Annotated in this window: 28 protein-coding genes; 17 read left to right on the top strand and 11 right to left on the bottom strand. The window is 72.1% G+C overall.

Annotated elements, in window-relative coordinates; genetic code table 11:
- Positions 1 to 178: 178 nt before the first annotated feature.
- Positions 179 to 2041, top strand: coding sequence for an AsmA family protein (locus ACFZ8E_RS16540; RefSeq protein ID WP_405043280.1), 1863 nt, complete (start codon positions 179 to 181; stop codon positions 2039 to 2041).
- Between the two features lie 42 nt (positions 2042 to 2083).
- Here ACFZ8E_RS16540 and ACFZ8E_RS16535 read toward each other — a convergent pair whose 3' ends face one another.
- Positions 2084 to 2584, bottom strand: a complete 501-nt coding sequence (locus ACFZ8E_RS16535) for a MarR family winged helix-turn-helix transcriptional regulator (RefSeq protein WP_147729407.1) — start codon at positions 2582 to 2584, stop codon at positions 2084 to 2086.
- A gap of 98 nt (positions 2585 to 2682) precedes the next feature.
- Between ACFZ8E_RS16535 and ACFZ8E_RS16530 the strand changes: the two genes are divergently transcribed.
- Positions 2683 to 3462 carry a DUF1499 domain-containing protein gene (locus ACFZ8E_RS16530; RefSeq protein ID WP_243985313.1) on the top strand — a complete coding sequence of 260 codons (780 nt, stop codon included), beginning with the start codon at positions 2683 to 2685 and terminating at the stop codon, positions 3460 to 3462.
- Positions 3463 to 3498: 36 nt separating this feature from the next.
- Here ACFZ8E_RS16530 and ACFZ8E_RS16525 read toward each other — a convergent pair whose 3' ends face one another.
- Complete coding sequence (locus ACFZ8E_RS16525) at positions 3499 to 4431, bottom strand: MBL fold metallo-hydrolase (RefSeq protein WP_243933260.1); 933 nt, start codon at positions 4429 to 4431, stop codon at positions 3499 to 3501.
- A gap of 94 nt (positions 4432 to 4525) precedes the next feature.
- Positions 4526 to 5446 (bottom strand): DUF2865 domain-containing protein, encoded by a 921-nt coding sequence (locus ACFZ8E_RS16520; RefSeq protein ID WP_405043279.1) that lies wholly within the window; start codon positions 5444 to 5446, stop codon positions 4526 to 4528.
- 851 nt (positions 5447 to 6297) lie between these two features.
- On the opposite strand from ACFZ8E_RS16520, the gene ACFZ8E_RS16515 reads away from it, so the two are divergent.
- A complete protein-coding gene (locus ACFZ8E_RS16515; RefSeq protein ID WP_003599466.1) occupies positions 6298 to 6474 on the top strand; it encodes a DUF1328 domain-containing protein in 177 nt (58 codons plus the stop codon).
- Between the two features lie 67 nt (positions 6475 to 6541).
- Here the strand turns inward: ACFZ8E_RS16515 and ACFZ8E_RS16510 are convergent, their stop codons facing one another.
- The gene (locus ACFZ8E_RS16510) at positions 6542 to 6790 is read right to left on the bottom strand and encodes a NepR family anti-sigma factor (RefSeq protein WP_405043278.1); all 249 of its coding nucleotides are present in this window, start codon (positions 6788 to 6790) and stop codon (positions 6542 to 6544) included.
- Between the two features lie 195 nt (positions 6791 to 6985).
- Between ACFZ8E_RS16510 and ACFZ8E_RS16505 the strand changes: the two genes are divergently transcribed.
- Together ACFZ8E_RS16505 and ACFZ8E_RS16500 are read left to right on the top strand one after the other, a co-directional pair.
- Positions 6986 to 7789, top strand: coding sequence for a response regulator (locus tag ACFZ8E_RS16505; RefSeq protein WP_147727398.1), 804 nt, complete (start codon positions 6986 to 6988; stop codon positions 7787 to 7789).
- A 425-nt stretch (positions 7790 to 8214) separates the two neighbouring features.
- The gene (locus ACFZ8E_RS16500; protein ID WP_243932095.1) at positions 8215 to 8592 is read left to right on the top strand and encodes a hypothetical protein; all 378 of its coding nucleotides are present in this window, start codon (positions 8215 to 8217) and stop codon (positions 8590 to 8592) included.
- Positions 8593 to 8747: 155 nt separating this feature from the next.
- Here the strand turns inward: ACFZ8E_RS16500 and ACFZ8E_RS16495 are convergent, their stop codons facing one another.
- The gene (locus ACFZ8E_RS16495) at positions 8748 to 8942 is read right to left on the bottom strand and encodes a general stress protein (RefSeq protein ID WP_147727396.1); all 195 of its coding nucleotides are present in this window, start codon (positions 8940 to 8942) and stop codon (positions 8748 to 8750) included.
- 173 nt (positions 8943 to 9115) lie between these two features.
- Here ACFZ8E_RS16495 and ACFZ8E_RS16490 point away from each other — a divergent pair, with 173 nt between their 5' ends.
- On the top strand, positions 9116 to 9328 hold the full coding sequence (locus ACFZ8E_RS16490; RefSeq protein WP_243932093.1) for a hypothetical protein: 213 nt from the start codon (positions 9116 to 9118) through the stop codon (positions 9326 to 9328).
- A gap of 6 nt (positions 9329 to 9334) precedes the next feature.
- On the opposite strand, the gene ACFZ8E_RS16485 is transcribed toward ACFZ8E_RS16490, so the two are convergent.
- On the bottom strand, positions 9335 to 10129 hold the full coding sequence (locus ACFZ8E_RS16485; protein WP_405043277.1) for an SCO family protein: 795 nt from the start codon (positions 10127 to 10129) through the stop codon (positions 9335 to 9337).
- A 167-nt stretch (positions 10130 to 10296) separates the two neighbouring features.
- Between ACFZ8E_RS16485 and ACFZ8E_RS16480 the strand changes: the two genes are divergently transcribed.
- Complete coding sequence (locus tag ACFZ8E_RS16480; protein WP_405043276.1) at positions 10297 to 10740, top strand: Crp/Fnr family transcriptional regulator; 444 nt, start codon at positions 10297 to 10299, stop codon at positions 10738 to 10740.
- Between the two features lie 17 nt (positions 10741 to 10757).
- Here ACFZ8E_RS16480 and ACFZ8E_RS16475 read toward each other — a convergent pair whose 3' ends face one another.
- The gene (locus tag ACFZ8E_RS16475) at positions 10758 to 11201 is read right to left on the bottom strand and encodes a VOC family protein (protein WP_405043275.1); all 444 of its coding nucleotides are present in this window, start codon (positions 11199 to 11201) and stop codon (positions 10758 to 10760) included.
- Positions 11202 to 11378: 177 nt separating this feature from the next.
- On the opposite strand from ACFZ8E_RS16475, the gene ACFZ8E_RS16470 reads away from it, so the two are divergent.
- The gene (locus ACFZ8E_RS16470; RefSeq protein WP_147727392.1) at positions 11379 to 12023 is read left to right on the top strand and encodes a L,D-transpeptidase; all 645 of its coding nucleotides are present in this window, start codon (positions 11379 to 11381) and stop codon (positions 12021 to 12023) included.
- 85 nt (positions 12024 to 12108) lie between these two features.
- A complete protein-coding gene (locus tag ACFZ8E_RS16465; RefSeq protein ID WP_405043274.1) occupies positions 12109 to 12765 on the top strand; it encodes a glutathione S-transferase family protein in 657 nt (218 codons plus the stop codon).
- A gap of 16 nt (positions 12766 to 12781) precedes the next feature.
- Here ACFZ8E_RS16465 and coaBC read toward each other — a convergent pair whose 3' ends face one another.
- Together coaBC and senB are read right to left on the bottom strand one after the other, a co-directional pair.
- Positions 12782 to 14056 (bottom strand): bifunctional phosphopantothenoylcysteine decarboxylase/phosphopantothenate--cysteine ligase CoaBC, encoded by a 1275-nt coding sequence (coaBC, locus tag ACFZ8E_RS16460; RefSeq protein ID WP_405043272.1) that lies wholly within the window; start codon positions 14054 to 14056, stop codon positions 12782 to 12784.
- A complete protein-coding gene (senB, locus tag ACFZ8E_RS16455; RefSeq protein WP_405043271.1) occupies positions 14053 to 15075 on the bottom strand; it encodes a selenoneine biosynthesis selenosugar synthase SenB in 1023 nt (340 codons plus the stop codon). The genes coaBC and senB overlap by 4 nt, the downstream gene beginning before the upstream one ends.
- Positions 15076 to 15102: 27 nt before the next feature.
- Between senB and senA the strand changes: the two genes are divergently transcribed.
- From senA to ACFZ8E_RS16440, 3 genes are all read left to right on the top strand, one after another.
- Positions 15103 to 16392 (top strand): selenoneine synthase SenA, encoded by a 1290-nt coding sequence (gene senA, locus ACFZ8E_RS16450; protein ID WP_405043270.1) that lies wholly within the window; start codon positions 15103 to 15105, stop codon positions 16390 to 16392.
- Positions 16393 to 16702: 310 nt separating this feature from the next.
- Complete coding sequence (locus tag ACFZ8E_RS16445; protein WP_405043269.1) at positions 16703 to 17164, top strand: MHYT domain-containing protein; 462 nt, start codon at positions 16703 to 16705, stop codon at positions 17162 to 17164.
- Positions 17052 to 19097 carry a putative bifunctional diguanylate cyclase/phosphodiesterase gene (locus ACFZ8E_RS16440; RefSeq protein ID WP_405043268.1) on the top strand — a complete coding sequence of 682 codons (2046 nt, stop codon included), beginning with the start codon at positions 17052 to 17054 and terminating at the stop codon, positions 19095 to 19097. Before ACFZ8E_RS16445 ends, ACFZ8E_RS16440 begins: the two co-directional genes overlap by 113 nt.
- A gap of 37 nt (positions 19098 to 19134) precedes the next feature.
- On the opposite strand, the gene ubiB is transcribed toward ACFZ8E_RS16440, so the two are convergent.
- Both ubiB and ubiE read right to left on the bottom strand, forming a co-directional pair.
- Positions 19135 to 20691, bottom strand: coding sequence for a 2-polyprenylphenol 6-hydroxylase (gene ubiB / locus ACFZ8E_RS16435; protein WP_243932086.1), 1557 nt, complete (start codon positions 20689 to 20691; stop codon positions 19135 to 19137).
- 25 nt (positions 20692 to 20716) lie between these two features.
- A complete protein-coding gene (ubiE, locus tag ACFZ8E_RS16430) occupies positions 20717 to 21511 on the bottom strand; it encodes a bifunctional demethylmenaquinone methyltransferase/2-methoxy-6-polyprenyl-1,4-benzoquinol methylase UbiE (RefSeq protein ID WP_405044395.1) in 795 nt (264 codons plus the stop codon).
- A gap of 206 nt (positions 21512 to 21717) precedes the next feature.
- Between ubiE and mutM the strand changes: the two genes are divergently transcribed.
- The 5 genes from mutM to gmk all read left to right on the top strand — a co-directional run bounded on the left by mutM (position 21718) and on the right by gmk (position 26244).
- On the top strand, positions 21718 to 22644 hold the full coding sequence (gene mutM, locus ACFZ8E_RS16425) for a bifunctional DNA-formamidopyrimidine glycosylase/DNA-(apurinic or apyrimidinic site) lyase (RefSeq protein ID WP_243933267.1): 927 nt from the start codon (positions 21718 to 21720) through the stop codon (positions 22642 to 22644).
- A 173-nt stretch (positions 22645 to 22817) separates the two neighbouring features.
- Complete coding sequence (gene mltG, locus ACFZ8E_RS16420; protein ID WP_243985348.1) at positions 22818 to 24200, top strand: endolytic transglycosylase MltG; 1383 nt, start codon at positions 22818 to 22820, stop codon at positions 24198 to 24200.
- Positions 24201 to 24249: 49 nt separating this feature from the next.
- Positions 24250 to 24600 carry a VOC family protein gene (locus ACFZ8E_RS16415; RefSeq protein WP_243932084.1) on the top strand — a complete coding sequence of 117 codons (351 nt, stop codon included), beginning with the start codon at positions 24250 to 24252 and terminating at the stop codon, positions 24598 to 24600.
- Between the two features lie 63 nt (positions 24601 to 24663).
- Complete coding sequence (locus ACFZ8E_RS16410) at positions 24664 to 25527, top strand: YicC/YloC family endoribonuclease (RefSeq protein ID WP_405043267.1); 864 nt, start codon at positions 24664 to 24666, stop codon at positions 25525 to 25527.
- Between the two features lie 45 nt (positions 25528 to 25572).
- Positions 25573 to 26244 (top strand): guanylate kinase, encoded by a 672-nt coding sequence (gene gmk / locus ACFZ8E_RS16405; protein WP_147728705.1) that lies wholly within the window; start codon positions 25573 to 25575, stop codon positions 26242 to 26244.
- Positions 26245 to 26254: the final 10 nt, after the last annotated feature.

Here is a 26254-nt window from a genome sequence, read left to right as displayed (position 1 = left end):
CGGCGGGGACGGCCGGGCGCTGCGGGCAGACAAAGCCGATCGGACGCTTTAAGGGAATCACCCGAACGGTCCGATGCATGACGGCGGGGTGAGCCTGAAACATCCGGGGCCGCTCGTCGTCCCCCGTCGCGACTTCGCCGCCCCTCGGGCGGCCCGCGACGTGCCTGCCCGGAGTGCAATGTCGCCGCGCCGCCTCCTTCTCGCCGTCGGCTTCGCGTCGCTCGCCGTCCTCGGGACCGGCCTCGCGACCCTGCCCTGGCCGGTCGGCACCCCGACGGCGGCGGCCTTCGTCAGCCGCGGCCTGCGCGATTTCGGCTTCGCGCTCACCGCCGAGGGCGCGACCACGATGACGTTGCTGCCCCTGCCGCGCCTGAGCTTTACCCGCACCCGGATCACCGCCGCGCAGGCCGGCGGCCCGGCGCTGATCGAGGGCGGCAGCCTCGATCTCGACCTCAACCCGCTCGCCCTGCTCTCGGGCCAGGCCGACCTCGGCTCGCTCGCGCTGGGGGGCGTCACGATCCACATGCCGGAGGGCGCCGACGATCCGCGCTGGGCCGAGCCGGTGCGCCGGACCGCCGCGCGGCTCGGCCAAGGCGGCACGAATCACCCGCGCCGGATCACGCTGACCGGCGCGACCCTCGACGCGGCGAGCCCCGGCGGCGGCGCGCAGGCGGTCGACCTCACCCTCGCTTGGCCGCTCTGGAGCGCCGGCCTCGACGCGGCGGCGAGCTTCACCTGGCGCGGCGCGCGCACCAGCGTCGCGCTCATCGGCCTGCGCGCGAACGACCTGCTGAGCGGCGCCGCGTCGCCGTTCAGGCTCGATGCCGCCTGGCCCACCGGGAGCTTGGCCGCAGAGGGCAGCGCCCGGACCGCGGGAGGCCTCGCGATCCAGGGGCAGGGGCGGATCGAGACGCGTTCGCTTTCCGAGACGATGGCCTGGATCGGCAGCGACGTGGCCTTGGCCCCCTTCATCCGGACGCTGGCCCTCGACGGACGCTTCGAGGCCGCCGGCCGCACGATGGCGTTCTCCAGCCTGCGCGCCACGTTCGGCGACGACGTGCTCGAGGGCGCGGGGTCCGTGAGCCTCGGCGAGGCCCGCACCGCGGTCCAGGCCACGCTCGCCAGCGACAGCCTGAACCTGGCGCCCCTGCTCGGCGGCCTGATGCAGATCTTCGGCGGATCGACGGTCGACGGCGCCCTCCAGGGCGCTCAGGCGATCGCCCTGGGCCCGCTCACGGGCGGAGACCTCGACCTGCGCATCTCGGCGGCCGAGAGCCGGATCGGGCCGGTCCTCCTGAACGATCTCGCGGCGAGCGTGCTGGTGCGGCCCGGGGCGGTCGAGGTCGCCCTCAACCGCGCCGAGCTCCAGGGCGCGACCCTGAAGGGCCGGGTCGCCCTGTCGGCGACCGGCGCGGACGGGGCCGAGACCGAGGTCAAGGCGCAGGGCGCCTTCGACCGGCTCGACCTCGGCGCCCTCCTGCTCGACCTCGGCGAGTCGCGCTGGGTTCACGGCGGCACGCAAGGGCAGTTCGCCCTGGAGAGCACCGGGCGCGATGCGGCGGACCTCACCGCGCACGTCGCCGGACGGGCCGCCTTCGCCATCGACGGCGGCGTGCTCGCCGGGATCGACCTCGCCGACGTCCTGCATCGCAACGGGGCGGTCGCGCCCGGCGCGCTCGCCCGCCGCAACGGCCGCACTCCGTTCGAGCGGGCCGCGATCACGTTGAAGTTCGCCGATGGGATCGGCGAGATCGGCGAGGGCACCCTTAAGGCCGCCAACCTCACGGGCATCCTGCGCGGCCAGGTCTCGCTGCCGGCGCGCAGCGTCCGGGCCCGGGCGGAACTCGGCCCGAAGGCCGGGGGCGACAACGCCCGTGCAAGCCTCGCCTTCGACATCGACGGCCCGTGGGCCGGGATCCGCGTCCGCACCAGCCAGAAGGGCGCCGATCCGGACCAACGCGAGGACGCGCCGTCGTCCCTGCCCCTGCACGTGCCGACCTCGGTCGTGATTCCCGGCTCGGCGCGCGCCTACGCCCCCTGATCCGGAGTTCGGGCGAAGCTCGGATCCGCCATCCCGCGACGATCAATCGGCCTTGGGACGATCCGGCCTCTCGGTTTCGGACCGGGCCAGCTCCCGCCAGCGCAGCACGAGGCCCTCGAATGCGGCGAGGTCGTCGGCGCCGAGGCGCCCGAGCGTCCGCCCGACATAGGCCGCCTGCGCCGCGAGCCCCTGCGCGGCGAGGTCGGCGCCGGCCGGCGTGAGGTGGAGCGCATGCGAGCGCCGGTCGCCGGGGATCGGGCGGCGCTCGACCAGCCCGGCCTCGACCAGGCGGTCGATCAGACCGGAGACGTTGCCCTTCGTGACGTAGAGGCGCGCCGCCAGGTCCTGCTGGGTCAGGCCCTCGCGCTCGGTCAGCGTCGAGAGCACGTCGAATTGCGGGATCGACAGGCCGATGCCGCGCAGCGTCCCGCTCATCGCCGCCGTGACCCGCCGGTTGAGGCGGATGAAGCGGAACCAGACGCGCAGGGGATCGACCGCGGCGTCGGCAGGATCCGGATCGGGGACGGGGCGGGTACGCGGCATCACGGGGCCAAGCTATAGCAGACCGGGCGATCCCGGCGAGTGGCGCGGCCACGCGCCGGCCGGTATAGCGTTCGCGACCCCGAAGCCAGACACCAGCCATGCGCCGCCTTCTCGTCGAGGAACCCGTCACCCGCGCCGGCCCCCTGGCCCGGTGGGCCGCCCTGTTCTCGCTCATCGTGTCCGGCATCGCGATCGTGCTGGTCCGCGATCCCCGTACGGAGGCCGGGCCGGCGCTGGCGACGCTGGCCGCGGGCCTCGGCGTCGCGGTGCTGGCCGTCGCGCTCGCCGGGTTCGCCTTCGTCCGGGTCTGGCGGGAAGGCGCCCGCGGCCTCGGTGCGGCGCTCGGCGGGCTGGTTCTCGCGATGCTGGTGCTCGCCTACCCGGCCTACGCGGCGCTGCGGGGCTTCCGGCTGCCGGCGCTGACCGACGTGACCACCGACATCGACAACCCTCCGGCCTTCTCGCGCTCGCGCGCCGCGTTCGCCGCCCGGAACGGGCGCTACCCCGCCGATCCCGACCTCCCGACCCGCGAACGGCAGCGCGCCGCCTATCCGCAGATCGCGCCGCTGACCCTCGACATCGACGCCGACGAGGCGTTCGAGCTGGCGCGCAAGGCGGCGGTGAACCGCAAGTGGCAGATCGTCGAGGCGATCCGCCCCGGCGGGCGGACCGGCAACGGCCGGATCGAGGCGGTCTCGCGCAGCCTCATCCTCAACCTGCCCGACGACGTCACCATCCGCGTCCGGCCGCGTGCCGACGGCGCCCGCATCGACGTCCGCTCCGCCTCGCGGCTGGGCACGCGCGATTTCGGCGTCAACGCCGACCGCATCCGGGCCTATCTCGACGAGGTCGCGAACCTCGCGCTCGCCGTGAAGTAGCGTCGGGCGGCCGCGCGCGGCGGGCGGTCTCGCGCCTCAGCCGGCCGGCGAGGGGCCCGGTGCGAAGATCCCGTCGAGGCGCGGCGCGCCCTGCGTCGCCACCAGCCCGCGCGCGACGAGATCCTCGAGGTGGGCGAACACCGACAGCGCCGCCGCGCCGCGCAGGCGCGGATCGAGGTTCTGGTACGTGGCCGCGACGATCGCCGGGATGGTGTCGTCGCCGGCGGCGATGCGCGCGCGGATCGAGGCCTCGCGGTGGCGGCGGTGGTTGGCCAACCCGCGCACGAAGCGCCGGGGATCGCGCACCGGGCCGCCATGGCCCGGCCAGTAGATGGTCTCGTCGCGGCCCCTGAGCTTGTCGAGCGAATCCATGTAGGCGCGCATCGAACCGTCCGGCGGCGCGACGATGCTGGTCGACCATGCCATGACGTGATCGCCGGAGAACAAGGCCGCCTCCTCCGGCAGGGCGAAGGCGAGGTGGTTCATGGTGTGGCCGGGCGTCTCGACCGCGACGAGGGTCCAGCCTTCGCCGGAGAGCGCATCGCCCTCGTGCATCGGCCGGTCGGGGACGTGGTCGCGGTCGGCGGCGGCATCGAGATGGCCGATCTCGCCGGCGCCGAGCGCGCGGGCGGCCCGATGCGGCAGGCAGCCGGCGATCGGCGCGCCGGTGCGTGCCTGCAGCAGGCGGGCGCCCGGGGAGTGGTCGCGATGGGTGTGGGTGACGACGATCGCCGCCACCGACTCTTGGCCGAGATCGGCGAGCAGGGCCTCGACGTGGTCGGCATCGGACGGCCCCGGATCGATCACCGCGACGCGTCCGTGCCCGACGACGTAGGTGCAGGTCCCGCTCGCGGTGAACGGGCCGCCGTTCGGCGCGACCCGGCGGCGGACGAGGGGGCTCAACGTTTCCAGGCGGCCGCTCGCGGGCATCACCGTGTCGAAGTCGGGCGCATCGGTACCGGCATCCATGTCCGCCATCCGAGGCTCCTTTCGATCCCGACCGGCGCGGTCGGCCCGGAGCTACGCGAACGCGCGGCGGCGGACAATCCGAAGCGCGAGGACGTCAACGGAACGGGGAGGGCGTGACCACGCGGATCGGGTTCTGGTTGATCGCGGCGCGCTCGGGGATGCGGAAGCCGTCGCCGACCGAGGCGACCTGGACGAGGCTCGCCCGCTCGGCCGTGCGCAGCGTCCGGCGGAAGGCGTGCGCCTCGGCGTCGCGGCGGATCGCGCCAACCTTCGCCTCGATCCGCCGGCTCTGGCCCCGCGTGATCGCGGCCTGCCGGAAGTCGACCAGGGCGACAGAGCCCGACCGGTTTCGCGTCACCACGTCGGCGCTGTCGCGGGTGGCGACGACGTCGCCCTTGCGCAGGGTGAGATCGCCGGCGAGCGGCAGGGGCGGGGTGCCGGGCGCGGCCTGGCAGGAACAGTTCTCGACGCGCCGCTGGCGGTAGATGTTGGCCAGAGCCGAGGCCCGGTAGGGCAGGCCCTGCGGGCTGATCGCGCGGTCGAGCTCGGTCTCGCGGGCGCCGAGGGTGTAGACGTTCGTCGGCGCCCCCGGGCAGGCGGCGGCGCAGGCCGCCTCGTGCACCGGCATGTCGGCCCGTGCCCCGAGATTGCCGAGGGGGAAGAGATAGCCGTCGCACATCCGCACGCAGACCGTGCGACGCCCGGCCGAGGCGACGGCGACCCGCGTCACGCGCTCCGCGCGGGCCCGCTTGCGACGCGACCGGCCGAGCGGGAGGTCGGCCACGGGACGCGGGGTATGGTAGACCGGGCGCGAATACCCGAGGCGGCGGCCGTCGGGCAGGTTGGCGTAGCGGCCGGGGCGGTGCGCCGGCGGCGCGGGCGGCGGCCGGGCGGGCGCGAAGAGTTCCTGGAAGAAGTCGAGCAGGCCGCCGCGCTCGGAGGCCTGGACGAGGCTCGATCCGATCGTGACGCTGCCGAGCCCGAGGATCAGCCCCGCCGCGGCGGTCCCGATCATCTGCCGCCGCGTTCCCCCGGAGCCGTAAAACCTCTGCCAGCGCGCCCAGAACGCCATGTCTCGTCAGGTCCCAGCCCATGCGGCATGCCGGCCCGGCGGTGGCCTGGGCGAGCGAGGCCGACTTAAAGGTTCGTTAAGCGGGGCGGCAAGTGCGGAAGACAACCGACACGATCACAACATCGCAGCGATCAGGCACAGGTATTGGCCCCTCGAGCGGCCTATTATGAGGACACCAGCAGGCGGCTCGACTTGGCGGACCTGTCGCGAGGCCGTGCTCGTCGGCTTTGCCCGGTGGGCGGTGCGCGGCGCGTTCGAGCCTCCGCCGCGGGAATCCGGTGGACGGCGCATGAAAAAAGCCGCCCCGGAGGGCGGCTTGCTCAGAGACGGATCGACTCCGGCGGCGATCAATGCCGATGAGCGGGACCGTTCGGCCGGACCCGGATCGGAACTAGGCGCGGCTCGGGCCTCGGGGCCAGCGCACCCAGGACCTCCTCGACGCCGCGTGCCGCGGCACCCGCGGCGGAGCTGACGATATCGGTGAGGCGCTGGACGAGGGCGGACGCTTTTCTCATCGCTGTTCTCTGGTTTCGGACCTGGACTGAGGAACGCCGTTCGGAACGGCTCCGTTCCGGCTGCGGCCTCGTGTCCAACGAAGAGCAATATGGCGTGACATGCGCACCGGCGCGAGGGGGCGGGCGACGATTTCGGCGATGGATCGGCACCGGATCCGAGGCGCTCGATTTTTCGTGTGTGCAGGCATTCGAAGCGGCGGAACCGAAACAACGACTTGACGTTTGGGATGTCAGAAGGTCGCGGCCAAGCCCGCGTCCATGTTGTCAAGGATAACGCAGATGCTCGGTTGGGCCGTTACGTTCCTCGTCGTGGCCCTCGTGGCCGCTCTGCTCGGCTTCGGTGGCATCGCCGGCACGGCGATGGAAGCCGCCAAGCTGGTGTTCTTCGTCGCGATCGTGCTGTTCGCCATCTCGGCCGTGATCGGCCTGATGCGCGGCCGCTCGCCCACGCTCTGACGCCGAACTCGCGTCCTGCGGGCGCTTCCCGCGCCACAGGAACTGCAGAAGATGGAGCCGGAGCGCCTCAGGGCGACTTCGGCTCCTTCGCATCGAGACGCTCGATGAGCTCGCGAAATCGATCCGGGACGGGTTGCTGGACGAGACCGTCGTAGAGGCAGCGGAGGTTGTGGCCGATGCGCGCCTGTGCCTGGTCGCTGAGGCGCGACGATCCATGCTCGCGCTTCCCGGCTCTCGAGCCCGCGGGCCCCGATTCCCCGCCGGGCCTCAGGCCGGCATTGCCGATCGGCCTCCCCGCCTTCGCAGCGTCGGTCATCCTCACGTCCCCCGGTGCCGTTCGCGGCATCTGTGCATGAGGCACGCGCGCATTGTCTTGCCGCGCGACATACGCCATGGCTGCACCAGCAACGCCTCCGGCCAGAAGCGGTTCCGCGCCCTGCCGGAACGGAGTCGGATGCCCCGCGTTGGGGCGGCAGGTTGAATAGCAGGCCGACAAGGCACAGGGGATCGTATGTCGACATCGCAACTCGTGGTGCAGCACCTGCCGTACCTGCGGCGCTACGCGCGCGCGTTGACGGGCAGCCAGGTGGCGGGCGACGCCTACGTCGCGGCAACTTTGGAGACGCTGGTCAACGAGCCGGATACGCTCGGCCGCAGCACGAACGTGAAGGCCGACCTGTTCCGGGTGTTCACCCGCATCTGGAATTCGCTCTCGGTGAACGGCCGCAGCGAACAGGTGCAGCACGATCTCCCCGCCGAGGTGCGGCTCGGCCAGATCACGCCGCTGCCGCGCCAGGCCTTCCTGCTCTCCTGCCTCGAAGGCTTCTCGGAGGAGGACGCGGCAATCATCCTCGACGTCGACGTCAGCCAGGTGCGCGACCTCGTCGACGAGGCGGGACGCGAGCTCGCCGCGGACATGGCCACCGACATCCTCATCATCGAGGACGAGCCGCTGATCGCGATGGACCTCGAAGCGCTGGTCGAGGGCCTGGGCCACAACGTCATCGGCGTCGCCCGCACGCGCACCGAGGCCGTCAAGATCGCCTCCGAAAGCAAGCGCCCGGGCCTGATCCTCGCCGACATCCAGCTCGCGGACGGCTCGTCCGGCCTCGATGCCGTCAACGACCTGCTGAAGACCTTCGAGGTCCCGGTGATCTTCATCACCGCCTACCCGGAGCGATTCCTCACGGGCGAGCGCCCGGAGCCGGCCTTCCTCATCGCCAAGCCGTTCCAGCCCGCCAACGTCTCCGCCGTCATCAGCCAGGCGCTGTTCTTCCAGCAGACGGCACGCCGGCGTGAAGCCAAATCGGCCTGACCGCGAGGCGGTCCGCAACCGCCTCCGTACCAATCCGCAGAACGAAAAAACCCCGGCGACGAGCCGGGGTTTTTTGTTGCCCGCCAAGGACATCGGTCCAGGCATAAAAAAAACGGGCCGGAGAAATCTCCGACCCGTGGATGAGGTTCCGGCCGATGCACAAGGGGAATGCGGGGAGGACCAGGTGGCCGGGTACTCGATCAACGGGCGTGCACGAACCAGGTTCCGGGCGCGAACCGTTTTTCGACGCCTGTGGCGTCCGCGCCACTCCGGGTCGCTGTGGACAAGGTTCCTCGTGCCCGGCACCGCCACGAGAAACTGTTGCCGAATACTGATTTCGTCAAAAGCGAGGCCGTGACGGAACCGGATCATGGAAGACGCGTTTTCCGTTCATCCTGTCAAGCTCCCATTCGGAGACCACGACGATGCTTCGGTCAGGCTTCCTTCTCGGCGTGAGCGCACCGGCCGCCATCCTGACGTTGCTCGTCCACCCGATGGTCCAGGCGAGCGCGGACCAATGGGTACCCACGACCACGGTCGCCGCCCCCGGTCCGGCCGCATTCGAAGCACGCCCCCTGCCGGGCATGCGCCCGGTCTCGATCGCGATCCGGCCGAGCCGGGTGGCGAGCCTGCAATCCGAGCCGAACCGCGCCGTCCCGGCCGCGTCGGACACGGCGCAGGAGATGGGAACCAAGCCGCCGCTCAAGCCGCGTCGGATGATGCGCGAGGGCTGCGAGGCGGCGCTCAGCTCGCTGGTCGGCCCCGAAGCCCGCCGCATGATCCCCGGCCGCTGCATCTCCTGAGGCGACACCGATCAGCCTACCGGCTTACGACGCACAACGCGAAGGCCCGCTCCATGCTCTGGAGCGGGCCTTCGCGTTTTGCGGCATGGAAGCGGACATAAAAAAGGCGCCTGCCCAGCGAAGGGCAGACGCTGCGCATCTCGAAGGGCGGTCGATCACTCGGCGCCGTCGCGGCCCGTACCGGTGGCCTGACCGCCCTTGCGGCCGGCCGTCGAGGCCAGCTCGCGGTCCTGCGAGAACGAACGCTTCTCAGCCGGCACGCTGCGGCCACCCTTGCTGGCGATCTCGCGCTGGCGCTCGAGATCCATCGACGCAAAACCTCGCTTCGAGGTTGAATTACCGGATGCCATCAGCTCCTCCTCAGGCTTCTCTTCACCCTTTCACAACCTTCGCCAGTATCCGAAGGTTCCTCTCACGCTTCCGCGACAAGCTTAGCCGCAACCACGTCGGTGCGCTGGCGTTGGAAGACAGCGGTGGGGCAAACGACAATTCAGCGCCTGCCTCGAACGAGGTTTTTTCGAGCATGACGAATCGCGAGATGGTCTCCGGTGCGGCCAAGGTTTCGCCGGAGGCCGCGCCGAAGCCGAACACGCGGGCGCTTCCGCCGATGCCCGCGGACGAGGGCAGCGCGACGCCGACGACGCAGGTCGAGCCGATCGATTCGCCCCAACCGAACGCCAGCGCCGGCCGCGAGCCGCCGAGCGCCGAGAAATCCGGCTTGGCGACGAAGCGCTGAGCGGCCTCAGACCTGCCGCGGCCGGCGGCTGAGCAGGACGATCCCGATCGCCATCGCGAGGATCGTCCCGGCGGCGGCGAAACTGAGGACGCGGCGGATCATCGGCGTGTAGACGCCGGTCGCGGCATCGTACCCGTAGCAGAGCAGGACGAGGCGGTCGGCGAGGCTGCCGGTCCGGCCCTCGCCGACCTCGACGAGGGCGAGCCGCAGGTCGCTGCCGTTCAGCGCCAGCGGCGACAGGACGCGGGCGACGCGGCCGTCGCTGGTGAGCAGGATCGCGGCGGCGGGGTGGGCGAAGCTGTCGGTGCCGGCGTCGTAGACGAAACGGTAGCCGAGCGCCTGCGTCAGCCGATCGACCGCGGCGGCGTCGCCCACCAGCGCGGCCGCCTGCGCCGAAAGCCCCGGGTTCCCGAGCTCGGTCTCCAGCATGTGCCGCGCCGCGGCCGCGTCGTCGCGCGGGTCGATCCCGACGAGGACGAGGCTGACGTCGCGGCCGGCGACGAGGCCGGTTGCGGCCAAGGCCGCCCCGGACATCGACAGCATCGGGTCGCAGACGTTGCCGCAGGTGTAGTCCACCGGCAGCAGCAGGGTCGGCCGGCCGCCGAGCGCCTCGCCCAGCGTGGTCGGCCGGTCGCCCGCGGCATCGTTCCAGGCGAGATCGAGGGGAACACGGGCGCCCGGAGGCGGCACGACCGCGACGCGCGCAAGCTCGGTCCGGTTCAGGCGGGCGGCGGCCGGCGTGGCGGCGAACGCGATCCCAACGAGGAGCGCGGCGAAGCGAGGATAACGGGCGCGGCGCATGGCACCTCCGGTGGAAGCCTGCATGCCCGATCGCGTTCGACGGGGCATCCGGGGCACGCCGTCGCAGCATGCCGCCGGGACGGGAGGGCTGGACAAGATCGCCGCAAGCCGCATGGATGAGGCGGCCGGCGCCATCACGAGATCCGGCGCGGTGCGGAGTTCCACCCATGACCCTCGATACGGAGGTTACCTCCCTTCGGCAGGTGCCGCTGTTCCGCGAGGTCGAGCCGTCGCGGCTGAAGCTGCTCGCCTTCACCAGCGAGCGGGTGCATTTCGAGGCGGGCCAGCAATTCTTCACCCGCGGCGACGTCGCGGATGCCGCATACCTCATCCTGGAGGGCAGCGCCGCCGTGACCATCGACGGGGCCGCGGGGCCGGTGCGTCTCGCCCTGCTCGGGACCAACGCCCTGGTCGGCGAGATGGGCATCCTGGCCGACCAGCCGCGCTCGGCCACCGTCACGGCCGAGACGGCGGCCACCGCCCTGCGCATCGACCGCGGCGTGTTCCTCGAGCTGCTGGCGCAGTTTCCGCAGATCAGCATCGCGCTGATGCGCGAGCTGGCCCTGCGCCTCGAGCAGACGAACCAGGCGCTCGCGCAGAACCGCGCCTGAGATCCCGCGATCGGGCGTCACGGCGCCGGGTAGGTGATGAACTCCATCAGCGACCCGTCCGGATCGCGGAAGTAGATGCTGGTCCCGGGCCCGGCCGCGCCGTGGCGCTCCACCGGGCCGAGCTCGACGGGGACGCCGTGGGCGGCCAGGTGCGCCATCGCCTCCTCGATCGTGCCGGACCAGCGGAAGCACAGGTCGCTGCCGCCCGGCATCACCGGCTTCTCGGCGAGCGGCTCCGGGGACAGCCCGGGGCCGTGGCAGTTCAGCTGCACCCCGCCGAGCCGGTACGCGAAGCCCGCGCCGGCCGGGACGATCTCGGCGCCGACCACGTCGCCGTAGAAGGCGTTCGCGCGCGTCCAGTCCCTGACGTGGATCACGCAATGGTCGAGGTGGATCGCCGGGCGCAGCGGCGTCTCGGGCAATGCGCTTTGCATCTCGGGAAGGGTGAGCGTGTCGGCCATGATGCGCCTCGTCTCGGAACCGATCCGAGAGAGTTAGGGCGCAAGCCACGGCCGAACGAGGCGAAATCCGGGCAATCGTGCCGGGCGCTTCATCCAACCTGAGACGCAAAAGTCACATCGTGGGGGGCGGCGAGGCGGTAGGCATGATCCGAACGCTTCTTCGCCTCGTGAGGCCTTATGCCCCTCCGCCGGATCCTCCTCGCTGCGGTCCTCATCGCGCCGCTCGCAGCCTGCAACCAGCGCGGGCCCGTGAACCTCGCCGCCAACGACGAGGAGGCGGCGTGGTATGTCGGCTCGATGCCCGACAAGCCGTTCGACGTGCCGCTGGTCGACACCAACCGCCTCGATCCGAAGTACCGCCGGCAGGTCGTGAGCTATTCCGGCCCCGAGCGGCCGGGCACCATCGTCGTTGACATCGACAAGCGTCAGCTCGCCCTCGTCCAGGCCGACGGAACGGCGATGCAGTACGGCGTCGGCGTGGGCAAGCTCGGCTTCTCGTGGAAGGGCGAGGCCCGGGTCGGCCGCAAGGGCGTCTGGCCGGACTGGAGCCCGACCACGACCATGGTCGCCCTCCATCCGGAGATCGACCGCCAGCGCAAGGGCGGCGTCGACAACCCGCTCGGCGCCCGCGCGCTCTACCTCTACCAGGGCAACCGCGACATCCTGTTCCGCATCCACGGCACCAACGAGCCCTGGAGCATCGGCGAGCAGATGTCGTCGGGCTGCGTCCGCATGCTCAACGAGGACATCGTCGACCTTTACGAGCGCGTGCCGGTGGGGACGCAGGTGCTGATCAAGCGCAACGGCAAGTACCGGGTCTGAGCCGATCCGGTCCGAACGGCCGGCTTGACCGGAGCCGGCCTCCGGCAGAGCGTGCGCCCGAAGCGTTCAGGCCCCGGAGACGACGATGCCGACCACGACCGACGGACTCGTCCTGCACCACGCCCCGAAAACCCGCTCGACGGGCGTGCGGGTGCTGCTCGAGGAACTTAACGCGCCGGACGAGCTGCACGTCATCAACCTCAAGGCCGGCGAGCAGCAGGGCAGCGCGCACCTCGCCGTCAACCCGATGGGCAAGGTCCCGGCGATCCGCCACGGCGGCGCGACGGTGGCCGAGCAGGCCGCCTGCTACCTTTACCTCGCGGACCTGTTTCCCGAGGCCGGCCTCGCGCCCGGCACGACCGATCCGGCCCGCGGCGCCTACCTGCGCTGGATGGTCTTCTACGGCTCGTGCTTCGAGCCGGCCGTGATCGACCGGGCGATGGAGCGCGCGCCGCCGCCCCGGATGATGTCGGCCTACGGCGATTACGACACGGTGCTGGCCCAGGTGCTCGCGATGCTGACGCCCGGCCCCTGGATCCTCGGCGAGCGCTTCTCCGCCGCCGACGTCCTGTGGGGCTCGGCGCTCGGCTGGACCACCGCGTTCAAGCTCGTCCCCGAGGAGCCGGCGATCATGGCTTACCTCGCGCGCTTCCGGGCGCGTCCGGCCTACCAGGCGATCGCCGCCGACGACGCGCGCCTCGCGGCGGCGCAGCAGGCGGCGCAGCAGGCGGCGGCAGGGTAGGGCACCCGAACCGGCCCTAACCCCGAAGCAACTCCAAACACCGTGCCACCAGCCGGCGCGCGACCTCGTCCTTGTCGAGCGTCGGCCAGGTCTCGACCGACCCGTCGCGCGCGATCAGGTGGACCGTGTTGGTCGCGCCGCCCATCACGCCGCCCGCAGCCGAGACGTCGTTGGCGACGATCAGGTCGCAGCCCTTTCGGGCGATCTTCGCCTGGGCGTGCGCGATCACCGTGTCGGTCTCGGCGGCGAAGCCGACGACGAGGGCGGGGCGGTTCTCCGTCCGTCCGGCGATGGTGGCGAGGATGTCGGGGTTCTCGACCAGCGTCAGCGGGGCGGGCGCCGCGCCGGCCTTCTTGATCTTGGAGCCGGTCTCGGTGGCGGGCCGCCAGTCGGCGACCGCGGCCGTGAACACCGCGATGCTGGCGGGAAGCGCCGCCTCGACCGCCGCCAGCATCTCGCGCGCGGTCTCGACCCGCACCACGGCGACGCCCTCGGGATCGGGGATCGCCACCGGCCCGGAGACCAGCGTGACCGTCGCGCCGGCGGCGGCGGCGGCGGCGGCGATGGCGTGGCCCTGGCGCCCAGACGAGCGGTTGGCGATGAACCGCACCGGGTCGATCGGCTCATGGGTCGGCCCGGAGGTGACGAGCACGCGGCGGCCGACGAGCGGCCCGGCGGCCTTGGCGCGACCCGCGAGGAAGCCGAACCCGGCGGGCTTCGCCTCGGCCTCCCCGAGCATCGCGGCCGCGGCGTCGGCGATCTCGGCCGGCTCGGCCATGCGGCCCGGCCCTGTCTCGGGCTCGGCCATCGGGCCGGCATTGGGGCCGACGACCCGGACGCCGTCGGCGAGCAGCGTCGCGAGGTTGCGCCGCGTCGCGGGATGCGCCCACATCGCCACGTTCATCGCCGGCGCGATCAGGATCGGCAGGGTGGTGGCGAGCAGCACCGTGGAGGCGAGGTCGGGGGCGTGGCCGGTGGCCATCCGCGCCATCAGGTTGGCGGTGGCCGGCGCCACCACCACCGCGTCGGCGTCCCGGGCCAGCTTGATATGGCCGATCTCCGCCTCGTCGGCCCGGTCGAACAGGTCGGTATGGGCGGGCTGGCCGGCGAGCGCCGCGGCCGCGAGCGGGGTGACGAATTCCTGCGCGCCCTTGGTCAGCAGCGGGCGGACGGAAGCGCCGCGCTCGCGCAGGCGGCGGATCAGGTCGAGCGCCTTGTAGGCCGCGATGCCCCCGCCGATGACGAGGAGGATGCGCCGGTTCGCGAGCGGCAACGTGGGGGCTGCGGTCATGGCAGAAGGAGTGCCGGTGCGGGGCGGGCCGCGTCAATCCCGGCCGCGGCCCGCGCTCTCGCCGCGCCGGCCGCGCGCGCGACGAGGACGGCCCAGGCCTCCTGCTCGTGCGCCGGGTCGAACGCGGCCGCACGCGCCGCACCGTGCGCGCGCAGGCGCTCGAGGAAGGCCGGGTCCTGTTCCGCACGCAGCATCAGGCGCGCGAGCGCAGCCTGGTCTCCGGCCGGGAAGTAGCCCGGGTGGTCGGCGCCGAGCAGGCCGACATTGCCCGGGATCTCAGAGGCCAGGATCGGCAGCCCGGCCGCAATCGCCTCGGAGATCACGTTGGCGCCGCCCTCGTTCAGCGAGCTTAGCACCATCAGCCGCGCGCGCCGCAGGAACCGCCGCACCCGCGCGCCGGAGACCTCGCCGCGCCAATCGTAGCGCGGGTTGGCCTGCATCTCGGCCCGCGCGCGATCCGCCCACGCCGGGTCGGGCGCGCCGCCGAGATGGACGACGCGGATGCGGGAGGCGGGCGGCAGGGCGCGGGCGGCGAGCGCGGCGCGCAACGGGTCCTTCTCGGCGCGCAGGTGGCCGACGACGAGGATCTCGAAGGTGCGCGTCGTGGGCGGCAGGCGCTCCTCGCTCGCCGGCACCGACTGCACGATCACCGCGAGCTTGTCGCGGTAGGCTTCCGGGATCGCGTCGGCGACGAGGTCGTGCAGGCCGACGAGCGCGTCGGCGAGATCGAGCGAGCGCAGGGTTGTGCCGGGATCGGCGGCGAGATCGTGATTGATGTCGGTCCCGGTCAGCGCGACGACGAGGGGGCGCTCCGGGTATAAGCGCCGGTATCGCGCGATCGCCGGGGCGCTCTTCCAGGCGTGCAGCGCGATCATCAGGTCGCAGGGCACGTCGGCGTAGGCGGTCGCCACGACGACGCGGTGGCCGAGCCGGCGCAGGATGCCGGCCCAGCGCAGGGCCGTCGTGCGGTTGCCGGCCCGCGAACGTTTCGGCGCCGGCGTGATCAGGATGATGTCCATGGGTCGATCGCTTATCGGATGGGTGCCATGACCGACGCCACACAACTCATCGCGATGCTGGAGGACAGCCGCGCCCGGACCCTCGAGCTGGTGGCCGGGCTCGATGCCGAGCGGCTGATCGGGCCGCGGCTCGACATCGTCAACCCGCTGCTGTGGGAGATCGGGCACCTCGCCTGGTTCCACGAGCACTTCATCCTGCGCGCCCTCGACGGGGCGGAACCCGCGATCGCGGATGCCGACGCGGTCTACAATTCCGCGGTGCTCGCCCACGACGACCGCTGGGTGCGCGCGCTGCCGCCGCTCGACGTCACGCTCGGATACATGGGCCGCGTCCACGACGCGCTGGTCCGGCGCCTCGACGGCACGCCGACCGCCGAGGAAGCCTACCGCTACCGGCTGACCACCTACCACGAGGACATGCACGGCGAGGCCTTCACCTATTCGCGCCAGACGCTCGGATACCCGGCGCCGTCCTTCGCCGCCTCGGACGGTCTCGCCCCGGTCGCGGAGGGGCCGTGGCCGGGCGACGCGGCGATCCCCGGCGGCACCTTCCGGCTCGGCGCCGAGCGGGGCGAGGCGTTCGTGTTCGACAACGAGAAGTGGGCGCACCCGGTCGAGGTCGCGCCGTTCCGCATCGCGCGGGCGCCGGTGACCAACGCGGAGTTCGCCGCCTTCGTCGCCGCCGGCGGCTATCGCGAGCCGTCGTTCTGGGACGCGGAAGGATGGCGCTGGCGCTGCCGGAGCGGGGCGGAGCACCCCGCGCATTGGCAGCCGGACGGGGCGGGCTGGCGGGTCCGGCGCTTCGACGGCGTCTCCGACCTCGCCCCGCACCAGCCGGTGGTCCATGTCGGCTGGTACGAGGCCGCCGCCTACTGCGCCTTCGCCGGCCGCCGCCTGCCGACCGAGGCCGAATGGGAGGTCGCGGCCTCCACCGCGCCGACCCCGGGCGGGGCGATGGGGCAGGTGAAACGCCGCTATCCCTGGGGCGAGGCGGCACCGGATGCGACCCGCGCCAACCTCGACGGCGGCCGCCTCGGCTGCGTCGACGTGGCCGCCCACGAAGCGGGCGACAGCGCCTGGGGCTGCCGCCAGATGATCGGCAACGTCTGGGAATGGACCGCGAGCGACTTCCTGCCCTATCCGGGTTTCTCGCCCGATGCCTACCGCGAGTATTCCGAGCCCGCCTTCGGCACGCGGAAGGTGCTGCGCGGCGGTGCCTGGATCACCCGCGGGCGGATGGTCGACAACGCCTACCGCAACTTCTTCGGGCCGGATCGCCGCGACATCTTCGCGGGCTTTCGCACGGCGGCCGTGTAGGGTTGCGCTTCTCAGAAGTTGAATTACAACTTCTGAGTTCGCTTGATGGGTACTCGTACCTCACACTCCACATGACGGGAAGTGGAACGCCGCACGCGGAAACCGCGGTCAACGTCTTCGACTTGCGCCTCACGCACGAAATCTGAGCGGCAAGACATCTTTAAGAAAATTATCGCACCCTGCTACTCGAACCGCCCCAAGGTCGCACCACGCAGCGTCGTCGTCTCGCAGGCTCGATCCGTTCGTGAGAGGCCGGAGGATCGGACCGCGCCGCCCGGGGCTCGGCCGAGGCGATTTCGGACTTGCGCGCATGTTGACCGTCCTCGGTTGCTTCACGGCCCGGCACGACCTCCGCCTCGTCGTCCTGGCGGGCGTGATCTGCGCGATCGCGGCGCTGACCGCGATCCGGCTTCTCCGCCACGCCGGCACCGCCAGCGGCCGCGCGCGATCGACCTGGCTCGTGGTCGCGGCGATCTCCAGCGGGTCGGGCATCTTCGCGACCCACTTCATCGCGATGCTGGCGTTCGAGCCGAGCATCCCGAGCGCCTACGATTCCGGGTTGACCGTCCTCTCGCTGGTCTTCGCGATCGGCCTCACCGGCCTGGGCCTGCGGATCGCCCTGTCCGAGACGCCGCGGGCGTCCTGGCTCGGGGGGGGGCGTGGTCGGCCTCGGCATCGCCGCGATGCACTACACGGGCATGGCGGCCTTCGAGGTCACGGGACGTCTGCGCTGGGATCCGGCCTTCGTGTTCGCGTCGATCCTGATCGGTGAGCTCCTTTCCGCCGTCGCCGTCTCCATCGCCGTGCATGCCCGTTCGCTCACCTCCCTGTTCGGCAGCGCAGGCCTGCTTGCGCTGGCGATCGGCGCGCATCACGGGGTGGGCATGGCCGGGGTGACGATCACCGAGAACCCGCTGGCGACCCTGTCGCCCCAGGCGATGCCGCCGGGCTGGCTCGCCGGCGCCGTCGCGGTGGCCAGCCTCATCGTGTTCGTCCTCACGGCGACGGCCTACGCGCTCAGCCTTCGCGAGCAGCGTCGCGCGCGCGCGGAGATGGTGCGCATGCGCGGCCTCGCCAACGCGGCGGTCGAGGGTCTGATCGTCCTGGACCGGTGCCGGATCGTCACGGCCAACATCAGCTTCAGCCGGCTCGTCGGCCTCTCGCACGAAGCGATGACGGACCTGTCGGTCACCGCCTTCCTCGACGAGCCCCGGACCTGGGATCGGCTCGCCCACGTCATCGGGCAGCCGGTCGAGCTGAGCCTGCGCGACGGCGCCGGCGCGGTCATCGAGGCGGAGGTGATCCTTCGGCGGATCGATTTCGCGGGCAAGCCGCATCATGCCCTGGCGGTCCGCGACATCCGGCAGCGCAAGCACGCCGAGCGGCACATCCGGTACCTCGCCCACCACGATGCCCTGACGGGCCTGCTCAACCGCTCCGCCTTCAACGCGCGCCTCGATCGCGCCGTGGGCGCGGCGGTCGAGACCGGCGTTCCGATCGCGGTGCTCTGCCTCGACCTCGACCGGTTCAAGGCGGTCAACGACCTGTTCGGCCATGCGGCCGGCGACGCGATGCTGAATCGGGTCGCCCGCCGCGTCACCGGGCTGCTCGGCCCCGACCAGATCCTGGCACGCCTCGGCGGCGACGAGTTCGCCATCCTCATGGCCGGACGGACCGGGCCGGACGCTGCCGAGCGCCTGGCGAAGTCCATTCTCGCGTCCCTCGCGGCGCAGGCCTCGGGCGGGCCCGCCGACGCGATCGTCGGGGTCAGCATCGGCATCGCCCTGTGCCCGCAGGACGCCGTGGAGCGCCAGGGCCTGATGGGACATGCCGATACGGCGCTCTACCGCGCCAAGGCCGAGGGCCGGGGGACCTACCGCTTCTTCGAGCCGCAGATGGGCATCGCCGTGCGCGAGCGTCACGCCTTGGAACGCGACCTCGAACAGGCCCTGGCGCGCGGCGAGTTCCACCTCGTCTACCAGAAGCAGGTCGCGGCCGCGGGCGGCGCCCTGCTCGGCTTCGAGGCCCTGCTGCGCTGGACCCATCCGACACGAGGGCTCGTCCCGCCCGACGTCTTCATCCCGGTGGCCGAGGAGCGCGGAACGATCTCGGCGATCGGGATGTGGGTGCTTCGCACCGCCTGTCGCGAGGCCGCGGCCTGGGCGTCGCCCCTGCGGGTGGCGGTGAACGTTTCGGCGGTCCAGGTCCACGATCTGGCCTTCGCCCCGCAGGTGCACGCGGTTCTGGTCGAGACCGGGCTGCCGGCCGCGCGGCTGGAGCTGGAGATCACCGAGACCGCGCTGATCCGCAACTTCGACCGTGCGGTGGCGACGCTGCGCCAGCTGCGGACGCTCGGCGTCGGCATCGCCATGGACGATTTCGGGACGGGCTACTCGTCGCTGGCCAACCTCCGGGCGTTCCCCTTCGACCGGATCAAGATCGACCGGTCCTTCGTGCGCAACGTCGACACCAACGCCCAGACGGCGGCGATCGTGCGCGCGGTCCTCGGGCTCGGCTGCGGGCTCGGCCTGCCGGTGGTCGCCGAGGGCGTCGAGACCGTCGCGGAACTCGCGTTCCTGAGAGCGGCCGGGTGCGCCGAGGTGCAGGGCTACCTGTTCGGTCGCCCGGGCCCCGTCGACACGCACGGGATCGCCCCCTGCGCAGCCGCCGTCGCGGATGCGCCGCGACAAGGTCGCGCCGCCTGACGGAACGCTCCGAAACGGGCGGCTTCGCCGTCCCGGCCTATCGCAAGGCCGCCACCAGCACGCCCGCCGCGATCGCCCACAGGGCCAGCGTCTGCCACAGCGCGTTGCGGCGCTCGTTGCGGGCGATGCGCTCCAGGCGGCGTGCGTCGCCCGTGCCCGCCTCGTCGGCATGGACGATCAGGCGCCGGAGCCGCAGGGCGAGGTCCGGCACGTCGGCGACGATGTCGGTGAGGGTGCGCGCGGCGTGGGCCGCCCCTTCCAGGCGCCCGGCCGGGCCGAGGTTGCGGGTGATCCAGCTGCGGACCACCGGCTCGGCCGAGGTCCACATGTCGAGCTTGGGATCGAGGCTGCGGGCGACGCCTTCCACCACCACCATGGTCTTCTGCAGCATCACCAGCTCGGTGCGCGTGCTCATGTCGAACAGGGCGGTGATGTCGAACAGCAGCGTCAGCACCTTCGCCATCGAGATCTCGTCGGCGCGGCGCTGGTGGATCGGCTCGCCGATGGCGCGGATCGCCTGGGCGAAGTCGTCGACCGAGTGGTGCGCCGGCACGTAGCCCGCCTCGAAGTGGACCTGCGCCACGCGGCGGTAGTCGCGCATGATGAAGCCGAGCAGGATCTCGGCGAGGAACCGCCGTTCCTTGCGCCCGAGCCGGCCCATGATGCCGAAATCCACCGCGACGAGCTTGCCGGCGGCGTCCACGAACAGGTTCCCCTGGTGCATGTCGGCGTGGAAGAACCCGTCGCGGATCGCCTGGCGCAGGAAGCTCTGGATCACCGTGCGCCCGATCGCGTGCGGGTCGTGGCCGGCTTCCCGAAGCGCGGCGGCGCTGTGGAGGCGGGTGCCGTCGATCCATTCGCAGCTGAGCACGTCGCGGGCGATCAGCTCCCATTCGGGCCGCGGCACGCGAAAATCGTCGTCCTCCGCGGTATTCTGCGCGAGCTCCGAGGCGGCGGCGGCCTCGAGCCGGAAGTCCATCTCCATGGTCACGGAGCGGGCCAGGATCTCGACCACGTCGCGCGGGCGCAGGCGCTCGGCTTGCGGAGACAGCACGTGGACGATGCGCGCGAGGAGGCGCATCACCTCCACGTCGCGCTGGAAGCGCTCGCGCACGCCCGGCCGCATGATCTTCACGGCGAGCGTGCGCTGGGTGCCGTCGGCATCGTGGACCACCGCCTTGTGGACCTGCGCGATCGAGGCCGCGGCCACCGGCTCGCCGAAGGCGACGAACAGGGCGGAGATCGGCTTGCCGAAGGCGGCCTCGACCACCTTCACGGCCACCGCCTGCGGGAAGGGCGGCACCCGGTCCTGCAGCATCTCGAGGTCGCGGGCCGCGGTCATCCCGACTATGTCGGGGCGGGTGGCGAGGAACTGCCCGAACTTGACGTAGGACGGGCCGAGCCGGGTCAGGCCGGCCGAGAGCCGGGCCGCGCCGGTGCCGAGGCCCGGCCGCTCCAGCAACCGGACGATCCGCAGCCCGAGCCGCAGGTGCGGCGGCAGCTCGGAGGCGTCGACGAGCGCCAGCGCGCCCTCGCGCGCCAGCACGAAGCCGACATGGGCCCCGCGGAAGAGGTTGACCGCGGCGGCGATCATCGCGCCGCCCGGCGGCTCGGGTCGGTCACGAGACCTTCCAGCCGGAATGGATCGCGACGATGCCGCCCGAGAGCGGCCGGTGCGTGACGTGGCGGAAGCCGGCCTGCTCGATCATCCCGGCGAACAGCCCGGGGGAGGGGAACTTCCGGATCGATTCCACGAGGTAGCGGTAGGATTCCGCGTCGCCCGCGACCCGCGCGCCGAGCCGCGGGATCACGTGGAAGGAGTAGGCGTCGTAGATCTTGTCGAGCACCGGCAGGTCGACCTTGGAGAATTCCAGGCACAGGAAGCGGCCGCCGGGCTTCAGCACGCGGCGGGCCTCCTGCAGGGCCAGCTCGATCCGTGGCACGTTCCGGATGCCGAAGGCGATGGTGTAGGCGTCGAAGGTCGCGTCCGGCAGGGGCAAGGCCTCGGCGTTACCGGTGACGAAGTCGATGCGCCCGTCGAAGCGCGCCCCGGCGCGCTCGGCGCCGACCCGCAGCATCGCCTCGTTGATGTCAAGCACGGTGACCGAGGCCTGCGGGCCGCCGGCCTCGAGGACGCGGAAGGCGACGTCGCCGGTGCCGCCGGCCACGTCGAGATGGCGGAACGGCCGCGTGCGCGACGGGCGCAGCATCGCGATGAGCTGCGCCTTCCAGGCCCGGTGCAGGCCGCCGGACATCAGGTCGTTCATCAGGTCGTAGCGCTTGGCGACCGAGCGGAACACGTCGTCGACGCGCGCCTGCTTCTCGGCCAGGGCCACACGCTCGAAGCCGAAATCGGTCTCCTGCGCCCCCGTCGTGCCGTCCCGCGCGCCCGTCGTCTCGTCCGCCACCGTCATGAAGTCCTGCCCGTCTGCGCCCTCGCGCCTCATAGCGAAGCCGGACGCGATCCGCCATGCGTCGTAAGACGCGGTGGGGACGGCCGGCCGTGGGCGGCGAAGCCTCGCCCGTCGGCCGGGATTGCGGCGGCGGCGGCCCGGGCCGATACCCGGCCTCCACGATCCGCCTTCCACCATCCGATTTGCCGAGGGACGGCCACAGGACGATGCCCGAGCTTCCAGAGGTCGAGACGGTGCGGCGCGGCCTCGCGCCGGCGATGGTCGGGGCCACCTTCAGCCGCGTCACCCTGCGCCGCCCGAACCTGCGCTTCCCGTTCCCCGAGCGCTTCTGCGCGCGCCTGGAGGGGCGCCGGGTCACCGGCCTCGCGCGGCGGGCGAAGTACCTCACGGCCGGCCTCGATTCGGGCGAGACGCTGATCATGCATCTCGGCATGAGCGGCCGCTTCGACGTGGCGATGCCCGACGGCAGCAACACGTCGCCCGGCGACTTCTACCTCGACGGGGCGCTCGGCACGCCCAAGCACGACCACGTGGTGATGGCGATGGGGAACGGCGCCACCGTCACCTACAACGACGCCCGCCGCTTCGGCTTCATGGACCTCGTGCCCACCGACACGCTCGCCGCGTGCCGGCACTTCGCCGGCATGGGCATCGAGCCCCTGAGCGCGGATCTGACGGCCGAGACCATCGCGCGGCTCTTTCGCCACAAGATCACGCCGCTGAAGGCCGCGCTCCTCGACCAGCGCCTGATCGCGGGCCTGGGCAACATCTACGTCTGCGAGGCTCTGCACCGGGCCGGCCTCCACCCCGAGGCCGCCGCGGGCACGCTGGCAAAGGCCGACGGCGCGCCGACGCCGAAGGCCCGGCTGCTGGCCAGGGTGATCGGCGAGGTGCTCACCGAGGCGGTCGCCGCCGGCGGCTCGACGCTGCGCGACTACGCCCACACCGACGGCACGTCGGGCGCCTTCCAGCAGGCGTTCCGCGTCTACGACCGGGTCGGCGAGGCCTGCCGCACCAAGGGCTGCGGCGGGACCGTCGGCCGGATCGTGCAATCCGGCCGCTCGACCTTCTTCTGCGCGACCTGCCAGCCTTCTGGGACGCGGATCGCGCCGACGCCCCCGAAACTGCGCTGACCGGATCGACTTGTCTGTCGACCAGCGGGGCTGCGTGCAGCGCGCAACGGCAATTTCGCCACAAACCGGCGTAGTTTCCGGTACCCTGCGGCGATCCTTCGTGATCGCCGCCCCGTCGCGCATGCGCGCCCGGCACCGCCCTCGTCGCCGGCGCGAGCCCGAGCAGGATCCCGATGTTCTTCCGTCGACGCCAGACGCACGTGCCGCCGCAGCCGCTCACCTTCGACGAGCCGGCCCAGCCGCAGCGCCTCTCCCCCCGCTCGCCGAACGAGGCGATCAAGCCGACCGCGGCCCCGCCGCCGCCCGAGCGGCCCGAGCGCCGCCGCGGCGGGCTCCTCGCCACCATCAGCGGGCTGCTCACCTTCGCGGTGGTGATCGCCATCGCCGTGATGCTCGGGCTGACGCTGTTCCAGCGGCAGGTGCAGGAGCCCGGCCCGCTCGCCGCCGACAAGGTGGTCGTGATCCCGTCCCGCAGCGGCACCGGCGAGATCGCCGAGATCCTGAAGCGCGAAGGCGTGATCGACCATGTCGGGCTGTTCGAGTTCGCCGCCCGCTTCGGCGGGCGCCCGCCGCTGAAGGCCGGCGAGTACACCTTCAAGGCCCATGCCAGCATCAGCGATGCGATCGACACCGTGACCACGGGCCGGCAGGTCCAGCACGCGATCACCTTCCCCGAGGGGCTCACCTCCGAGCAGATCGTGATGCGCCTCAACGAGAACGACGTGCTCACCGGCGAGGTCGGCGAGATCCCGCCCGAGGGCTCGCTGCTGCCCGACACCTACAAGTTCGAGCGCGGCGCGAGCCGTCAGCAGATCGTCAACCTGATGCGCGAGAAGCAGCGCAAGGTCCTCAACGACATCTGGCTGCGCCGCAGCGCCGACGTGCCGGTGCGGACGCCGGCCGAGATGGTGACGCTGGCCTCGATCGTCGAGAAGGAGACCGGGCGCGCCGACGAGCGGCCGCGGGTGGCCGGCGTGTTCGTCAACCGCCTGAACAAGCGGATGAAGCTGCAATCGGACCCGACCATCGTCTACGGGCTGGTCGGCGGGCGCGGCACCCTCGGGCGCGGCATCCAGCGCTCCGAGATCGACCGGGCGACGCCCTACAACACCTACGTGATCGAGGGCCTGCCGCCCGGCCCGATCGCCAATCCCGGCCGCGCCGCCCTGGAGGCGGTCGCCAATCCGTCGCGGACCAAGGACCTGTTCTTCGTCGCCGACGGCACCGGCGGGCACGCCTTCGCCGAGAGCCTCGACGGCCACCAGAAGAACGTCGCGCGCTGGCGCCAAGTCGAGAAGGCCCGCCTGGCCACGACGCCGGATGCCGCCGGCGTCGACAAGGCCGAGCCGGCCGCCGATCCCGCCGCGGTGCCGAACCGGGCCTCGGCCTTCGCCCCGCCGACGAACGCCTACGCGCTGGACGGGGCGACCGTCGGGGCGGGCGGGCCGCGGCCGAAGGCCTTCGACGCCTCGGAGGGCACCAAGCTCGATCCGCTGAAGAACAAGACCTACGACCTCGGCTCGCCCAAGACCGTGCCGGTGCTGAAGCAACCGTGATCGTCCCCGGCGCTGCGGCGCCGCTCGCACGCGCCATCAGGACGAGCCGATGCACCTGAACCACGTCAACCTCGGCGTCACCGAGGTCCCGGCCACGGTCGCGATGTTCGAGACCTATTTCGGGCTGCGCCGCACCGCGATGCCGGTGAACGACAAGATGGCCTTCCTCGCCGACGACGGCGGCGGCATCCTCAGCCTGTTCCGCGTGAAGGATGCGACCTACCCCAAGATCTTCCACATCGGCTTCATCCAGGAGCGGGTGGAGCAGGTCCACGCGATCCACGCACGGCTGACCGAAGGCGGCTTCGCCCCGGAGACCCCGCGCGAGGAGCACGGGCGGGTGACGTTCTATTTCCAGGCGCCGGGCGGGTTCACGGTGGAGGTGAACGCCTTCGTTTAGGCGTCCCGCACGACGAAACCTCGGCGCCGCAACGCAGGGCATCGCAAGACCATGATCGCGAGCATGACCGGGTTCGCCCGGGCCGCCGGCACAACCGGGCCGGTGCAGTGGGCCTGGGAGGTCCGCAGCGTCAACGGCCGCGGGCTCGACGTGCGGCTCCGGGTGCCGAACGGATACGATTCCGTCGGCGAGGTCGCGCGCACCGCCCTGCAGAAGACGCTCGCCCGCGGCCAGTGCCAGCTCTCGCTCAACCTGACGAAGCCGGAGAGCAAGGCGCGGGTGCGGATCGACGAGGCGCTGCTGGCGCGGCTCGCCGAGGCCGTCGCCCGCGTGCCGGTTCCGGAGGGGATCGCGCCCGCGACGATGGACGGGCTGCTGTCGATCCGCGGCGTCGTCGAGGCCGAGGACGAGGCCGCCACCGAGCCGGACGCGCTGGCGCGCGACCTCGCGGAGGGCGTCGTGCAGCTGGTAGCCGACCTCGTCGAGGCCCGCCGCGCCGAGGGCCGGGCGCTCGCGGAGATCGTCGCGGCGCAGGTCGCGCGGATGGGCGTGCTGACGCAGGCCGCGGAGGATTGCCCGGCGCGCAAGCCCGAGGCGATCCGCGCCCGTCTCGCGGCCTCCGTCGTGGGCCTGCTGGACGCCGGCGGCCTCGATCCAGAGCGCCTGCATCAGGAGGCGGTGATGATGGCGGCCAAGGCCGACGTCCGCGAGGAGCTCGACCGCCTGCGCGCCCACCTCGAAGCGGTGTCCGAGCTCCTGGCGGCGGGCGGCGCGATCGGGCGGCGCCTCGATTTCCTGGCCCAGGAGCTTGGGCGCGAGGCCAACACCCTGTGCGCCAAGGCCAACGACGTGGCGCTGTCGCGAATCGGACTCGACTTGAAGGCCGTGGTGGAGCAATTCCGCGAGCAGGTTCAGAACGTCGAGTAGCGGGACTGAGGCGATGGGCGCGCGAGACACGGCCGGGGCACGCGGATGACGGACGCCCCCTCCCCATCGGTCTCGGACTCGATCGCCCGCCGCGGGCTGATCCTGATCCTGTCCTCGCCGTCGGGCGCCGGCAAGACCACCCTGACGCGCGCCATCGCCGATGACGGCGGCTGGGGTCTCGACCTGTCGATCTCGGTGACGACCCGCGCCCGGCGCCCGTCCGAGATCGCCGGGCGCCACTACCATTTCATCGCGCGCGAGGCCTTCGACGACCTGCGCAGCCGCGACGACCTGCTCGAATGGGCCGAGGTCCACGGAAACTTCTACGGCACGCCGCGCCGCCCGGTGGAGAAGGTGCTCAGCGCCGGCCGGGACATGATCTTCGACATCGACTACCAGGGCACCCGCCAGGTCCGCTCCAAGCTCGCCGACGACGTGGTGACGGTGTTCATCCTGCCGCCGAGCCTGGAGGAGCTGCGCCACCGCCTGGAGCGCCGGGCCGAGGACAGCCCGGAGACCATCGAGAAGCGCCTCGCCAACGCCCGCGTCGAGATCCAGCGCTGGAGCGAGTACGACTACGTCATCGTCAACGACGACCTGCAGAACGCCTTCGACGCCCTGCGCGGCATCCTGGCCGCCGAGCGCCTCAAGCGCACGCGGCGGATCGGCCTCGAAGCCTTCGTCGACGGGCTGCTCGGGCGGGATCGCGAGGGCTGAGGCGGCCTGC

Source organism: Methylobacterium sp. HMF5984, assembly GCF_045033435.1.
Taxonomy (GTDB): Bacteria; Pseudomonadota; Alphaproteobacteria; order Rhizobiales; family Beijerinckiaceae; genus Methylobacterium.
This window is presented reverse-complemented; position numbering and strand designations above follow the sequence as displayed.